The sequence below is a fragment of the Streptomyces sp. NPDC048650 genome, from assembly GCF_043199095.1.
Classification (GTDB): domain Bacteria; phylum Actinomycetota; class Actinomycetes; order Streptomycetales; family Streptomycetaceae; genus Streptomyces.
The window spans coordinates 418,239-432,369 of the sequence record NZ_JBICVM010000005.1; the positions used below are offsets into that span (position 1 = coordinate 418,239).

Annotated in this window: 11 protein-coding genes; 5 read left to right on the top strand and 6 right to left on the bottom strand. The window is 70.3% G+C overall.

Going from position 1 to position 14,131, the window contains the following annotated elements:
* Positions 1-17: 17 nt before the first annotated feature.
* From ACGFML_RS17100 to ACGFML_RS17115, 4 genes are all read right to left on the bottom strand, one after another.
* Positions 18-911 carry a virginiamycin B lyase gene (locus ACGFML_RS17100; RefSeq protein ID WP_393544444.1) on the bottom strand — a complete coding sequence of 298 codons (894 nt, stop codon included), beginning with the start codon at positions 909-911 and terminating at the stop codon, positions 18-20.
* Positions 911-1,567, bottom strand: a complete 657-nt coding sequence (locus ACGFML_RS17105) for a CatB-related O-acetyltransferase (protein ID WP_393544446.1) — start codon at positions 1,565-1,567, stop codon at positions 911-913. Before ACGFML_RS17105 ends, ACGFML_RS17100 begins: the two co-directional genes overlap by 1 nt.
* A gap of 424 nt (positions 1,568-1,991) precedes the next feature.
* On the bottom strand, positions 1,992-2,876 hold the full coding sequence (locus tag ACGFML_RS17110; RefSeq protein ID WP_393544448.1) for a PhzF family phenazine biosynthesis protein: 885 nt from the start codon (positions 2,874-2,876) through the stop codon (positions 1,992-1,994).
* A 208-nt stretch (positions 2,877-3,084) separates the two neighbouring features.
* Positions 3,085-4,548 (bottom strand): MFS transporter, encoded by a 1,464-nt coding sequence (locus ACGFML_RS17115; RefSeq protein WP_393544450.1) that lies wholly within the window; start codon positions 4,546-4,548, stop codon positions 3,085-3,087.
* 64 nt (positions 4,549-4,612) lie between these two features.
* Between ACGFML_RS17115 and ACGFML_RS17120 the strand changes: the two genes are divergently transcribed.
* Entirely contained in the window at positions 4,613-5,461 is an 849-nt protein-coding gene (locus ACGFML_RS17120; protein ID WP_393544452.1) for an ArsR/SmtB family transcription factor, read from the top strand.
* Between the two features lie 164 nt (positions 5,462-5,625).
* Here ACGFML_RS17120 and ACGFML_RS17125 read toward each other — a convergent pair whose 3' ends face one another.
* Both ACGFML_RS17125 and ACGFML_RS17130 read right to left on the bottom strand, forming a co-directional pair.
* Positions 5,626-8,322 (bottom strand): ATP-binding protein, encoded by a 2,697-nt coding sequence (locus tag ACGFML_RS17125; RefSeq protein ID WP_393544453.1) that lies wholly within the window; start codon positions 8,320-8,322, stop codon positions 5,626-5,628.
* Positions 8,323-8,647: 325 nt separating this feature from the next.
* The gene (locus ACGFML_RS17130; RefSeq protein WP_393544455.1) at positions 8,648-9,391 is read right to left on the bottom strand and encodes a hemolysin III family protein; all 744 of its coding nucleotides are present in this window, start codon (positions 9,389-9,391) and stop codon (positions 8,648-8,650) included.
* Positions 9,392-9,760: 369 nt separating this feature from the next.
* Here ACGFML_RS17130 and ACGFML_RS17135 point away from each other — a divergent pair, with 369 nt between their 5' ends.
* The 4 genes from ACGFML_RS17135 to ACGFML_RS17150 all read left to right on the top strand — a co-directional run bounded on the left by ACGFML_RS17135 (position 9,761) and on the right by ACGFML_RS17150 (position 14,030).
* The gene (locus ACGFML_RS17135) at positions 9,761-10,999 is read left to right on the top strand and encodes a PP2C family protein-serine/threonine phosphatase (RefSeq protein ID WP_393544457.1); all 1,239 of its coding nucleotides are present in this window, start codon (positions 9,761-9,763) and stop codon (positions 10,997-10,999) included.
* A gap of 351 nt (positions 11,000-11,350) precedes the next feature.
* Positions 11,351-12,106, top strand: coding sequence for a (5-formylfuran-3-yl)methyl phosphate synthase (locus ACGFML_RS17140; protein ID WP_393544459.1), 756 nt, complete (start codon positions 11,351-11,353; stop codon positions 12,104-12,106).
* Between the two features lie 8 nt (positions 12,107-12,114).
* Positions 12,115-12,924, top strand: coding sequence for an aldehyde dehydrogenase family protein (locus tag ACGFML_RS17145; protein WP_393544461.1), 810 nt, complete (start codon positions 12,115-12,117; stop codon positions 12,922-12,924).
* A 2-nt stretch (positions 12,925-12,926) separates the two neighbouring features.
* Positions 12,927-14,030 (top strand): NAD(P)-dependent alcohol dehydrogenase, encoded by a 1,104-nt coding sequence (locus ACGFML_RS17150; RefSeq protein WP_393544463.1) that lies wholly within the window; start codon positions 12,927-12,929, stop codon positions 14,028-14,030.
* Positions 14,031-14,131: the final 101 nt, after the last annotated feature.

Sequence of the window (14,131 nt, forward strand, 5' to 3'; positions counted from 1 at the left end):
AGGCGGGTGGTGGTGCGTCAGCCGGTGCTGTCGACCGACGCGATGCGGGCGAGTGCGCCGGTCTCCAGAGCCGTCCACAAGGCGCCGTCCGGGCCCAGGGTGATGCCGTGCGGCTCGGAGGCCGGGGTGGGCAGGTCATGGACCGCGAGGGTGCCGTCGGGGGAGACCGAGCCGACACGATTGCCGCCCCATTCGGTGAACCACGGCCTGCCATCGGCGCCCGTGGTGACGGCGTGCGGCCGGGCGGAACGGTCGGGCAGTGGGTACTCGGTGATCCGGCCGTCGGGAGCCATCCGGCCGATCTGGCCGGCGGCGATCTCGGTGAACCAGACACTTCCGTCCGGGCCGACGGTGATCCCGACCGGTGCGGCAGCCTGGGTGGGCAGGTCGTGGACCGTGATGTGACCGTCCATGCCGATCCGGCCGAGGGCGTTGGCCTGGTTCATGGTGAACCACATCGCGTCCCCCGCGGCGGCGATCGCGGAGGGGAACGCACCGGCGCGCGGCAGGGGGTACTCGGTGACCGCCCCGTCGGTGGTGAGGCGTCCGATGCGGTCGGTGGCGGTCTCGGTGAACCACAACGCGCCGTCCGGTCCCGCGGCGATGCCGAAGGGGCCGCATTCCGCGGTCGGCAGCCCGAACTCCGTCACCTGGCCGGCCGTCGTGATCCGCCCGATCCGGTGTGCCCGGTACTCGGTGAACCACAGTGCGCCGTCCGGCCCGTTCGTGATGACGGTCGGCCCGCTGTCGGGGTCGAGCCGGTGGCTGGTCGGCTCCTGCCCGGGGACCAGCCGGCCGATCCTGCCACTGTGGACCATGGTGAACCACAGTGCGCCGTCCGGGCCCGTGGTGATCGCGTACGGGCCGCTCTCACGGTCGGACACGGGGTATTCGTCGATTTCCGGGGGCATCAACGGTCCTGCTCCAGACCTTGGGAAGCGGCGATGTGCGCGATGTCGTGCGGGGAGCCGGACATGATGGTCCGGGCATGCTCGGTGACCAGGGCGACGGGCCAGTCCCACCAGGCGGCCCGCACGAGCCGTTCGATGTCGCCGTCGTCGAAACGCCGGCGGATCGGCCGGGCCGGATTGCCGCCGACGATGGTGTACGGCGGCACGTCGGCGGTGACCAGGGCACCGGCAGCGACGATGGCGCCGTCGCCGATCCGCACCCCCGGCATGACGGTGGCCCCGTACCCGAACCACACGTCGTTGCCGACCACCGTGTCCCCGCGACTGGGCATGCCGGTGACGAGATCGAGGGTCCGCTCCGCCCACTCCCCGCCGAACATGGTGAACGGGAAGGTGGACACACCCATCGACGGGTGGTCCGCGCCCGCCATCAAGAACCGGGTGCCCGTGGCGATCGCGCAGTACTTGCCGATGATCAGCCGCTCCGGCCCGTAGGCGTACAGGACATTGCGCTGCACGAAGTCGGTCGCGCCGTCGGGGTCGTCGTAGTAGGTGAAGTCGCCCACCACAACGGCCTTCCCATCGACCAGCGGCTTGAGGAAGACGACCCGCTCGTGGGCCGGCAGTGGGTGGACGGTGGTCGGATCAGGTGTCACGCGGGTGTCTTTCCGTGCGGTCGTCAGCGGGTCGGTAGGTGTCGGTAGGCAGGGGAGGGGCCACGAGGACAGGTTCGGGCGGTCCGGCGGTGGTCGCCCAAGGCGTGAGCCGGAGACGGGAGCGGACCAACGCCCCTCTGCGGTAGCCCTTCCGGTGATGTCATCGACGGTAGGGCCATCCGCATGACGCAGGCATCGGTCACCCCGACTTAACGTGACCGGTCAGGTCCGACCGAGCCCCGGCCGGGTATGTGCGCAGCCGCACCACCGCACCACCGCACCACCGCACCACCGCACCACCGCACCACCGCACCACCGCACCACCGCACCACCGCACCACCGCTTCCGGGGCCGGGCTCGGTGCGGCGTGGAAGACCGCCCGCAGTCGCGCGCGGTATGCAGGGTACGTCCGGGCACGCTGCGGTCAGTCGGACTCCGGAATACGGGTCCCCGTGCCGCCGACCCGTACCCGTGCGTCGTCGGCGAACAGCTCGACCCGTAGTTCGCCCGGTCGGCCCATGTCGGCGCCCTGGTGCAGGACGAGGACCGACTCCTCGGGGACCAGGCCGAGTTCGCGCGCGTACGCGCCGAAGGCGGCGGCCGCGGCACCTGTCGCCGGGTCCTCGACCACCCCGCCGACGGGGAAGGGGTCTCGCACATGGAAGACCGTCTCGGACTCGCGCCACACCAGCTGCACCGTGGTGAGGTCCAGGGAGGTCATGAAGTCCTTCAGGCGCTCGAAGTCGTAACTGAGGTCGGCCAGCCGGGATCGGGTCGCGGCCGCCAGGATCAGATGGCGGGCGCCGGCGTAGCCGATCCGCGGTGGGAAGGCCGGGTCGAGGTCGGTGGCGGACCAACCGAGTGCATCGAGGGCCTCGGAGACGTCCTTCCCGGAGACCTCGTGGACGGCGGGCTCGACGCTGGTCAGGGTCGCGCGCAGGGCCCCGTCCGGCGTCTCGGTCATCGTCACCGGGACAGTGCCGGCAGATGTGGCGAGGACCAGGTCGCCGGAGCCATGGCGTTCCGCGTAGGCGATGGCTGTGGCGATGGTGGCGTGTCCGCAGAAGGAGACCTCGGCCTTGGGGGAGAAGTAGCGCACGGTGTAGGCCCGTTCCCGGCCCGCGAGTTCCGCCGGCGGTGCGGTGAGGAAGGCGGTCTCGCTGTAGCCGAGCTCCGCGGCGATCGCGAGCTGCTCGTCGTCGGACAGGCCCGTGGCGTCCAGCACGACACCGGCGGGGTTGCCTCCGGCGGGGTCGGCGGAGAATGCGGTGTAGCGGAGGATCTCGGGGCGGCGGGGCTGTGTCGTCATGCTGGTAACTCCTTGTGGTCAGCGGACCATTGGTGGTTGTGGTGCTGGTGGTGATTGTGGTGCTGCCGGTATCGCGGCCGTGTACTCGGGGGTCAGCACGGTGATCGACGTGGTGACTTCCGGGCGGTACGCGCATTCGGGCCGGCGGGTGGCGGTCCGGCGGTTGGTGGTTGTCGGTGTCAAGGACTGTGCCTCTCACCGGGGCGCGTCAAGTGCACGTTGAGCCGGCCCGCCGCCGGGCCGACAAGGCGAGCAGGGCACCGATGGCGAAGGCGGCCGCTGCGATGCCCGCCGACAGGCGCAGGCCGGAGGTGAAGTCGTCTGCCGTTGCGGCGAACGTGCCGAAGAGTGCCACGCCCATGGCGCTGCCGACCTGCCGCGAGACGTTGAACACGGCGGTGGCGATACCCGCGTCGGAAACCGGAGCGGCTTCGACGATGGCGGCGGTGGCGGCAAGCGCGGTCATGGTCTGGCCGAGGCCGGTGGCGATCAGTGCGAGGAGCAGGACTGGGTAGGGGGTGCCGGGCCGGGCGAGCAGCCAGCCGAGGAAGCCGATGGTGCCGAGCACGAGACCGGCGGCCATCGGGACGTACGGGCCGGTGCGGGCCGCGACCCGGCTGAACAGCGGGGCGGCGACCAGCCCCATGCATACCGAGGGCAGCAGAGCGAGGCCGGTGTCCAGGACGTCCAGGTGGCGCTCCTGCTGGAAGTAGAGCGTGGCGAGGAAGAGCATGCCGTAGTAGCCGAGACTGATCAGCATCCCGATCAAGGTGGTCGAGGTGAAGGCAGCGGAGCGAAACAGGGAAGGGCGCAGCAGCGGATCGCGCTGGGTGCGACCCCGCGCCGAGCGTGACTCCACGGCGCGTTCCACCAGTGCGAAGGCCACCAGGGCCGCAGCGCCGACGCCGAAGGCCGACAGGACCAGAGGCGACGTCCAGCCGCGCGAGCCCGCTTCATTGAGGCCGCCGGCCACACCGACGAGGCCGACAATGCCGAGTGCCTGGCCGATCGGATCCGTCTTTCGCGTACGCGGCTTGGGCGCGGAGGAAGGGATGTGTCGCAACGTCAACAACATGGCCAGTGCGCCGATGGGCAGATTCAGCCAGAACACCGAGCGCCAGTCCGTACCGGAGATGAGCAGTCCGCCGACGGCGGGACCGGCGCCGAAGGCCACCGATGCGACGGCTCCCCAGAGCGCGATGGCCCGGGCCCGCACCGCGCGGTCGGGGAAGGTCGCTCGGAGCAGCGCGAGCGAGGCGGGTACGAGCAGTGCGCCACCTGCGCCCTGGGCGAGACGTCCGGCGATCAGCGAGCCGGAGGTCGTGGCGAGGCCGCAGGCCGTTGAGGCGGCGGTGAAGACTCCCAGCCCGGCGAGGAACACGCGACGATGCCCGAACCGGTCGGCGAGACCTCCTCCGAGCAGCAGCAGCGCGGCGAAGACGGTGCTGTATCCGTCGACGATCCACTGGAGTGCGGAGGGACCGGTACCCAGCGAGGTCCGGATGTCGGGGATCGCGACGTTCACGACGGTGACGTCCAGCATGACCAGGAAATAGCCGAGGCTGAGTGCGATCAGCGGGGGCAGGGTGAGGGGCTTCGCGTTGCCGCCGGCCGGTGCGGGCGCTCGGCCGGCCGGGCCGCGGACGCTGGTGGGAGTCGCTGCGGTGGTCATGGGAAGAGCATCGGCGTCAGACGCTTCGCTGTTCGACGAAGTGTCGTTGTTCTACGCTGAGTCCATGCCGAACACCAGCCGCACCGCCGGCTCCTCGTCGGCCGATGCCTCGTCGGCCGATGCCGCGTCGACCGAGCGCCGGGGCGAGCCACTCAAGCACCAGACCGATATCGCGCGCGCCGCCGCCCTCATCGCCGATCCGTCGCGTGCCCGCATCCTCAAGTGTCTGGCCGACGGCCGCGCGCTGCCCGCGAGCGCCCTGGCCGGCGAGGCGGGCATCAGCGCCGCCACCGCCAGCGTGCATCTCGCCAAACTCGTCGAGGGAGAACTCGTCACCGTCGAACAGCGCGGAAGGCACCGCTATTACCAGCTCACCGGTCCGGACATCAGCGCCGCACTGGAGTCCCTGGCCCTGATCGCGCCGCCGCTGGCCATCACCTCGCTCAAGCAGAGCAACCGCGCCAACGCCCTGCACCGGGCCCGCTCGTGCTACGACCACCTCGCGGGTCAGCTCGGTGTGGCGCTGATGCGCGGCCTGTTGGAACGTGGCGTGCTCACCGGTCACGACGGCGTCCACCGGCCCGAAGAGGCGGTACGTGACCGGCCGTCGTCGTACGGGCACGACATCGAGTACGAACTCACCCGCCCGGGTCGCGAGAAGCTCGCCGAACTGGGCGTCGACCCCGACCGGCTACCGCCCCGCCGCCCTGCGGTCCGCTACTGCGTCGACTGGAGCGAACAACAGCACCATCTCGCCGGAGGGCTCGGCGCCGCGCTGACGGCGCGCCTGTTCGCGCTGGAATGGGTGCGCTGGGGACCGAGCCCGCGGGTGGTGCACCTGACCGACGAGGGCGCGCACGGCCTGGAGCGCGCGCTCGGAGTCACCCTCACCGGGTCACCGGGTTCCCCGTAGCGCGCCGATGACCGTTGCCTTCGCCCGGGCCGGCCACCGGCGGGCTGCTCGGCTCCGGATGATCTGCTCGGCGCCGGAGTCACGGGACCGCAGGAGTCAGGGGACCGTCGAAGTCATGGGACTGTCGGGGTCATGGGATCGCCGGCGTCATGAGGCCGCCGGAGTCATGACGCCAGTAGCGTGGCAAGTTCGGTGCGGGAGCTGACGCCGAGTTTGGGGAAGGCGCGGTAGAGGTGGTGACCGACCGTGCGGGGGCTCAGAAACAGCTGTGTGGCGATCTCACGGTTGGTCGCGCCGGTGGCGGCCAACCGTACGACCTCGCGCTCCTGCGGGCTCAACCGGTTGATCCGCCCGTCCGCAAGGCCCGTCAGGCCCGTAAGGCCGGCGCTCTCGCCCGCAGCCTGCAGTTCCGCCCGAGCCCGGCGAGCCCAGGGCTGGGCACCGAGCTTCTCGAAGACCTCCAGTGCCTCGCGAAGATGATCGCGGGCATCGATGCTGCGCCGCAGGCGACGCAGCCATTCCCCGTAGAGCAGTTCTGTGCGGGCCCGTTCGAAGTCGCCGTAGCCCTCATGGAGGTGCACGGCCGCCGCGAAGTGCTCCTCGGCCGCGTCATCCGGACCGGTCAGGGCCAGGCAGCGGCGGGCCAGGGCGTTGAGGGGCGGCTCGGGTGCAGCGGCCGCCCATTCCCTGAGCAGACGAGTCGGCTCCTTCGCCCGCTCCGGCCGGCCGGCGCGAACCGCCGCCTCGACGAGATCGGGCAGCAGGAAGTGGGCCAGCAGCGGATGGCCCACTTCCTGCTGCGCCGATTCCAGCAGCTCCAGCGCTGCCTCCGCCCGCCCGAGGCCGAGCTCGAGCAGGCCCAGCGCCCACAGGGCGTCCGCGGTGCCCCGTCCGACATCGCGCGGGCGCGTGTAGTGGAGGGCTTCCGCCGCCAGGCTGCGGCCGTGCTCCTCCTGTCCTTGGACGGCGGCCAGTGCGGCCAGGACGGCCCGCAGATGGGCTGCTCGGTGGTCCAGGTTGTAGTACTCGGCCAGCCGCAGTCCCTCGGCGGCATGTGCGGACGCCTCTTCGTGTCGGCCGAGCGCCAGCTCCGCCTGGGAGAGGAGGTGCAGCGCGGTGGGCAGCCATCCGCCGATTCCGTGGTCGCGGCAGTGGGCGACAGCCGTGGCGGCGATCTCGCGCGCGTCCGCGTGACGGGCGACCACATGGCAGTAGACCCCGGTCATCAGCCCGTCCATGAACGCGGTACCCGGCTCGTGGCTTCTGCGGACAAGTTCGCCCAGGGCGTCGAGCGAACCGGAGACATCCCCGGTGAACAGGCGGGCGGGCACCTTCAGCACCAGCAGGTCCGGGGCGCGGAGCCCTACCTCGACGATCAGATCGACGTTCCCCGAGGAGAAGGCCGAGTGCATGGCGTCGACCAGGAGCGAGGCGAGCTTGTCGGGACGGCTGCGGCTGATCCGGTCCGCGCAGTCGACGAGGATACGGCCGGCGGTTGTCGGTCTGCCGTATCCCAGCTCGACGACGGCTCGCACCCGGGCGAAGTCCGCTGCCATGCCCGAGTCCTGGAGGGGCAGCGACACCTGGTCGGCCAGGAGGCCGCACCGCTCGTCCTGACCGGCGTCGCCGGCCCTCTGAGCCGCGCGGATGAGGCGGTGCGCGCGTCTTTGCGGGTCGGCCGAGAGCTGGGCCGCACGTTCGTAGGCGGCGGACGCGGATGCCATCGCCTGTCGGCGGTCGGCCCACTCGGCGACCCGCTCCAGTTCGTCGGCGACCCGTTCGTCCGGGCCCGTCGAGGCGGCGGCCAGATGCCAGGCGCGCCGGTGCGCGTGCCGGGAGTTGTCCAGCGTCTCCGCCAGTGCCTTGTGCGCGGCAATACGTCCGGCGAGCGGGGCTCCTTGGTAGGCGGCGTATCTTACCAGCGGGTGCCGGAAGCGAACCGCCTCCCCGGACAGGAGGACGAGCCCGGAGCGTTCGGCAGGTGCGAGGTCCTCGAGCGAGGCACCGAGCCGGTCGGCTGCGCTGAGCACCACGGCGAGATCTCCGGTGTCGTCCGCGGCGGCCAACAGCAGCATCGCCTGGGTGGCTTCGGGAAGGCGGCGAATCTGCGCCAGAAAAGCCTCCTGGATCCGGCTCGTCAGCCGGGGCGTCGCCTCAGGCAGCGCCAGCGGGCTCAGGTGCCCGGCCCGCTGTGCCGGTGTGAGCGTGGCCGACAGCTCGATGAGGGCCAGCGGGTTGCCTTGGGCCTCCTCAATGACCCTTTCCACGACGTAAGGAGGCAGGCCGGGGACCAGTGTCGCGGCCGCCGCCCGGTCCAGGCCTTCGACGAGCAGCCGAGGAAGTCCCTTCATGTCGGCCCCGCAGGCTTCACCCCGGACAGCGAAGAGCATGACGACACCCTCGGCCCGCAGCCTGCGAGCGGCGAAGGTGAGCACATCCACTGACGGCTGGTCGAGCCACTGCGCATCATCGACCAGGCAGAGGAGCGGACCCTCATCCGCGATTTCCGACAGCATGGAAAGCACGGCAAGGCCGACGGTGAGGCGATCACGCACCACGTCGTCGGTGAGCCCGAAGATCGCCCTCATCGCCGCAGCCTGCGGAACGGGCAGCAGGTCGAGGACGTTCAGTACGGGCAGGAAGAGCTGGTGCAGCCCGCCGAACGCGAGCTCCGTCTCCGACTCGATGCCCTCGACGCGCAGCACGCGCAGGGCGTCCGCCCGCTCGGCGGCATAGTCGAGCAGGGCCGTCTTGCCGATCCCCGCCTCACCGTGGAGCAGCAGGGCGCTGCTTGTTCCCCGACGGCTGCCGGCGAGCATCTGGTCTATTCGGTCCCGCTCTGCGGTTCGCCCCTGCACCACTCGCCCCGTCCGCTCGCACTTCGGTCAACCCTCCCTCGGAGTCCGGCAAGACCGTGCGGCAGCATGCCGGCGAGGGCCGCGCTGATCTTCTCATCAGGCACGCTTCCGAACCGCACCAACTCCCTGCGGGGTTGGCGCGGGCCTGCACATCCGGGTCATGAGCGCTCGGCCGAGCCGACGTACAGGGCGGCGGTCCGGTGCTGTGGTGGTGCCGTGCCGGCGGCCGGCTCTCGTCGTCCAGCGTGCCGGATTTCATCGGCGCGCGGAGGGGCGGGCGGTGGTTCTCCTGCCATCTGCCTCGACGGTGGCGAACGGCTGCTGTGGGTCAGCGGGCCGCAAGGAGAACGGCTGCGTAGTGAGCGGCGAAGGCCTTGACGGTGAAGGCGTGGAAGACCTCGTGGAAGCCGAACCAGCGGGGAGAGGGATCGGGGCGCTTGAGTCCGTAGGTCACTGCGCCCGCGCTGTACAGGAGACCTCCGGTGACGATGAGGATCATCACGGCCGCTCCACCGGTGCGCAGGAAATCGGGCAGGTAGAAGACCGCCGCCCAGCCCAGCACGATGTAGCAGAGGGTGTAGAGCCAGCGTGGGGCGCCGATCCAGACGATGCGGAAGGCGATGCCGGCCAGCGCGCCGGCCCAGACCCACCAGAGCAGGACCGAGCACTGTCGGGAGGGCAGAAGGAGCACGCCCAGGGGGGTGTAGGTGCCTGCGATCATCACGAAGATGTTGCTGTGGTCCAGGCGGCGCAAGATGGCCTCGCCGCGCCGTCCCCATGCTCTGCGGTGATAGACGGCACTGGTGCCGAAGAGCAACCAGGAGGAGACCGAGAAGACCGCGCACGCGAGGGTGGCCTGGGGCGAGTGGGCGAGGTGGATGAGGACGACGCCGGCGACGAGCGAGGTGGGGAGTATGCCTGCGTGAAGCCATCCGCGCAGCCTCGGTTTGAGCGATTCCAAAGCGTCGGCAGCCTGCTCCACGGCGTCTGTGGCAGAGGCGCGCGGGGTGAGGGCTGGAGAGGATGAAGGACCCCGTCCCTGCTCACGCTCCAGGGGGTCTTCGGCAGTCATGCGGCCATGCTAGGAACCCGATGGCCATGGCTTTCGGAGGCGCGGGCGGGTGAAGAGCAGGAACATGAACGCGACGTGGTCGGATTGCTCATACTCCCGAGAGCGCGAACGAAGGGCGATCGGTTGAGTTGATTGCCGCACCCGCTCTCCGCCTCGGCGAATTGTCCGGTGAAGCGAGTCGACGGAGGCGGCCTGCCGACGTTCTTGAAGGAGGGCGCGGGCGGCACTGCGGTGAATTCGGGGGCAGGCGCACCGGAATGACGGGTCCGGAATGACGGATAACGGACGTCTTTTATGGTGCCATAGGCGCTCAAAGCCTGGCGCATAGCTGATTCGTCAGAGGAATGGCTTGCCTGAAGGAGGGTGTCCGTGGCGCACGGCAATCGGCTTCCGTCGGACCGAGCCGAGGGGTTCGGCGAGCGACTGCTGGGCCAGCTGTTGGACCGCGCGCATGAGATGCCGCCGCAGCTCATCGCCCCTCTCGTCGCGGAGGAGGTCCGCCTGATCGGGGGCCGCGATGTCATGATCCTTCTGCAGGATTACGGTCAGCTGCTGTTGGTTCCACTGCCGGGCCAGGGGCTGATGATCGGCGATCCGCTTCCTATCGACAATTCCCCCGCCGGTGAGGCATTTCTTCATGTCACCGCGGTCGAACACCCACAGGCCGACGGTGTGAGGATGTATCTGCCCCTGCTCGACGGCAGCGACGAGGTCGGGGTGATGGCACTCACCATTGACAGCGTCGATGATGATGATCGGCGTTTGCTGCGACGACTCGCCGGCCTGGTCGCCGACATGATCGTCACCAAGAATGGCTATACGGACCAGTTCTTCTTGGCGCGGCGGCGTCAACCGATGAGTGTGGCCGCCGAGATCCAGTGGTCACTTCTGCCTCCACTGACGATGGTCACCCCACAGGTGTCTGTCGCCGGAATCATGGAGCCCGCATACAACGTGGCCGGCGACAGTTTGGATTACGCCCTCAACGACGACCTCTTGCACTTGGCCATTATCGATGCCATGGGGCATGGCCTGAACGCCGCCATGCTGGCGACCGCTGCCGTCGGCGCCTATCGCCACGCCAGACGTGCCAACGTCGGAATCGCCGGTCTCTACGCCTTTATGGACCGGGTCATCGACGAACAATTCGGCCCGGACAACTTCGTCACCGCGCAGATGGTGCGCCTTGACGTGCGTACCGGCCACTTGGAGTGGGTCAACGCCGGCCACCCGGCCCCACTGCTCATCCGTGGCCACCGTGTCATCACGTCACTGGAAGGCCCAGGAACCCTGCCCGTGGGGTTTGGTGGAGATACTCCACAGATCAGCACGCGGCAGCTTCAGAAGGGTGACCGGCTGCTGTTCTACACGGACGGTCTTGTCGAGGAACACAAACATGGGGGAGAGCTCTTCGGTGAGGAGCGCCTGACCGAAACCGTCGAGCGTGTCGGACCGACCAGCCACAGTGTGCAACACATGGTGCGCGCCCTCTCCCATGCCCTGATACAGGAGAGGGAGGGAACCACAAGCGATGATGCGACGCTCTTCCTGGTGGAGTGGAACGGCGGCAGTGCGGGCCACCTCGCCAAGCCCGACTTCGACGTCTGATCTGCAGACCACACCCCGGCCCTTCCGTCTCGACCGGGTCGGGGAGGGTGCGCCCACGGTTCGAGCGCAACCGCGATTCGCCGGCTCAACACACCCCAAGACACCGAGAAGTTGGTGGCAGTGACCGAGAAGGTCGCAGAGCTGACACCAATACTCGAAGGCCCCCAGGGCCGAGGCAGCGTGGACGGCGTGTTGAGGGGGCGTGGCCAGATCACGGCAATGACCCGTTCGCACTCCGCGCGCTCTGCCGATGGCCACGGGCCGCAGTAATGATGAGCAGACCGCAGGTGATCGAGACGACTCCGCACACTTGACCTCCGTCAGGTGGACATGCAGTGGAAGGACTCCGCCATGTTGCTGCTCATTTCCCCGGACGGTGTCGAGGAGGCCCTCGACTGCGCGAAGGCGGCGGAGCACCTCGACATCGTCGACGTCAAGAAGCCCGACGAGGGCTCGCTCGGCGCGAACTTCCCATGGGTCATCAGGGCGATCCGCGACGCGGTCCCGGCGGACAAGCCGGTGTCCGCCACGGTGGGAGACGTCCCGTACAAGCCCGGCACGGTCGCCCAGGCGGCGCTCGGTGCGGCTGTCTCCGGAGCCACCTACATCAAGGTCGGACTCTACGGATGCGCGACGCCGGAACAGGCCATCGATGTGATGCGAGGAGTCGTCCGGGCGGTGAAGGACTATCGGCCGGACGCCTTCGTCGTCGCCTCCGGCTACGCCGACGCCCACCGGATCGGCTGCGTCAACCCGCTCGCGCTGCCCGACATCGCTCGCCGCTCCGGCTCCGACGCGGCCATGCTCGACACCGCGATCAAGGACGGGACGCGGCTGTTCGACCACGTTCCGCCCGACGTCTGCGCGGAGTTCGTCCGGCTGGCCCACGAAGCCGGTCTGCTCGCCGCCCTCGCGGGCAGCGTCAAGGTGGGCGACCTCGGCGCGCTGACCCGCATCGGCACGGACATCGTGGGGGTGCGCGGAGCGGTCTGCGAGGGGGGCGACCGCACCACCGGCAGGATTCAGCCGCAGCTGGTGGCCGCCTTCCGGATGGAGATGGACCGGCATGCCCGGGAATACGCAGCCGCTGCTGCCGCCGCGAGCTGACCGCCGGCATGCCGACGCGTCGGTCCCGTCGCGCGCCCGAGACCCTTGGCGAGCGCTTCGCCGTCCTCGATCCGGCAACGGGCCAGCCCTTCGACGACGCTCCCGACCAGCAGCCGGACGTGGTGGACGCCGTCGTCGGCCGGGCCCACGCGGCCTGGCGCAGCTGGCGGGCCGACCCCGTCGCCCGCGCCACCGCGTTGCTCGCGGCGGCCGACGCCGTGGAGGCGGCCGGGGCCGACGTCGCTCCGCTGCTCACCCGTGAACAGGGCAAACCCCTGGCCGAGTCGTACGCGGAGGTCGCCCACGAAGTCCGCCGTCGGAGCCGGGCTCGACCCGGGCACGCAGCTGAGGCCGGTCAACAACGCCCCCCAACTGGCCCGAGTCGAGCGCTGCACAGCCCAGGCCCTGGCGGACGGCGCCCGAGCCGTGGCCGGCGGCCACCGGCTGGATCGGCCGGGCTACTCTTCGCCCCGACGATCCTGGCCGATGTCCCGCCCGAAAGCCCGGTGGTGACGCAGGAGCAGTTCGGTCCGGTCCTGCCGGTGCTGCCGTACGAGAGCCTCGACGAAGCCGTCGAGGCGGCCAATGACACCGGCTTCGGGCTGGGCGGCTCGGTATGGGAGACCGACCTCGACCGGGCCGAGGCGGTTGCCGATCGGCTGGAGTGCGGGACGGCGTGGATCAACCACCACGCCGAACTGTCCCTCGCCCAGCCCTTCGCGGGCATCAAGCAGAGCGGGGTCGGCGTCGCGGGCGGGCCGTGGGGGCTCTACGGGAACCTCAGGCCGTTCGTCGTGCGCCGTCCGCAGGAGGGGTGACGATGAGGTTCGGCGCGGCGGTACTGCGCTCGTACGAGAGCCGATTCGCCCTCGAGGACGTGATCTTGAGTGCGGGGCCGGCCGACGGCGAGATCCTGGTCGAGATCGCGGGCTGCGGGATGTGCCGGACCGATCTCGCGGTCCGGCGTTCGGCGGGCCGCACCCCGCTGCCGGCGGTGCTCGGCCACGAGGGGGCCGGGGTCGTGGCGGAGACGGGTGGCCCGGACACCGGCCTGAGCGTCGGCGACCATGTCGTGTTGAGCTTCGACTCCTGCGGGCACTGCCGGAGCTGCATGGGCGCGGCCCCCTCCTACTGCGACTCCTTCGCCTCGCTCAACCTCTTCGGAGGGCGCAAGGAGAACGCGGCGCGGTTCACCGACGCGGCCGGCGGCGAACTGGCCCCCCGGTGGTTCGGCCAGTCCTCGTTCGCCGAGTACGCGATGGTGCCGGCCCGCAACGCCGTCCGGGTCGATCCTTCGCTGCCCCTCGAACTGCTCGGACCGCTCGGCTGCGGCTTCCTCACCGGCGCCGGGGCGGTCTTCCACTCCTTCGGCGTCGGCCCCGGCGACACCCTCGCGGTCTTCGGCGCCGGAGCGGTGGGCCTGTCCGCGGTGATGGCGGCCACCGCCGCCGGCGCGGTGACCGTGGCCGTCGACCGGCACCCCGAACGGCTGGCCCTCGCCGAGCGATTCCGCGCGATCCCGCTGCACGCCGCATCGGCCGACCTGCCCGACCGCATTCGGCAACTGACCGACGGCGGCGCGCAGTACGCGCTGGACACCACGGGCTCCGCCCGGCTGATCAACGACGCGCTCCGGTCCCTGCGCCCGAACGGCCACCTCGGCCTGGTGGCACGACTCCACACCGCGCTGCCGCTCGAACCGGGGGCACTGGACCGGGGCCGAAGGATCTCCCACCTCTGCGAGGGGGACGCGGTGCCGGGACTGCTGATTCCGCGGCTGACCAGGCTGTGGCAGGCCGGGCGGTTCCCCTTCGACCAGCTGATCCGTACGTACCCGCTCGCCGACATCAACGAGGCCGAACGCGACTGCGACGCGGGCCGCGTGGTCAAGCCCGTCCTGGTTCCGGAGGGGAGGGGCCGATGAGCGAGGCGTGCCACGCCGCTGTCCATCCGATCGACTGCCGTGGCGCCGGCTGTTCACCGCGGATCCCTCATCCGTATTCCTCGCTGTTCGTGGTCTCGACT

Coding starts and splice junctions, on each gene's coding strand:
- ACGFML_RS17100 (WP_393544444.1), bottom strand. CDS start 911: ATGCCCCCGGAAATCGACGAATACCCCGTGTCCGACCGTGAGAGCGGC.
- ACGFML_RS17110 (WP_393544448.1), bottom strand. CDS start 2,876: ATGACGACACAGCCCCGCCGCCCCGAGATCCTCCGCTACACCGCATTC.
- ACGFML_RS17115 (WP_393544450.1), bottom strand. CDS start 4,548: ATGACCACCGCAGCGACTCCCACCAGCGTCCGCGGCCCGGCCGGCCGA.
- ACGFML_RS17120 (WP_393544452.1), top strand. CDS start 4,613: ATGCCGAACACCAGCCGCACCGCCGGCTCCTCGTCGGCCGATGCCTCG.
- ACGFML_RS17130 (WP_393544455.1), bottom strand. CDS start 9,391: ATGACTGCCGAAGACCCCCTGGAGCGTGAGCAGGGACGGGGTCCTTCA.
- ACGFML_RS17140 (WP_393544459.1), top strand. CDS start 11,351: ATGTTGCTGCTCATTTCCCCGGACGGTGTCGAGGAGGCCCTCGACTGC.
- ACGFML_RS17145 (WP_393544461.1), top strand. CDS start 12,115: ATGCCGACGCGTCGGTCCCGTCGCGCGCCCGAGACCCTTGGCGAGCGC.
- ACGFML_RS17150 (WP_393544463.1), top strand. CDS start 12,927: ATGAGGTTCGGCGCGGCGGTACTGCGCTCGTACGAGAGCCGATTCGCC.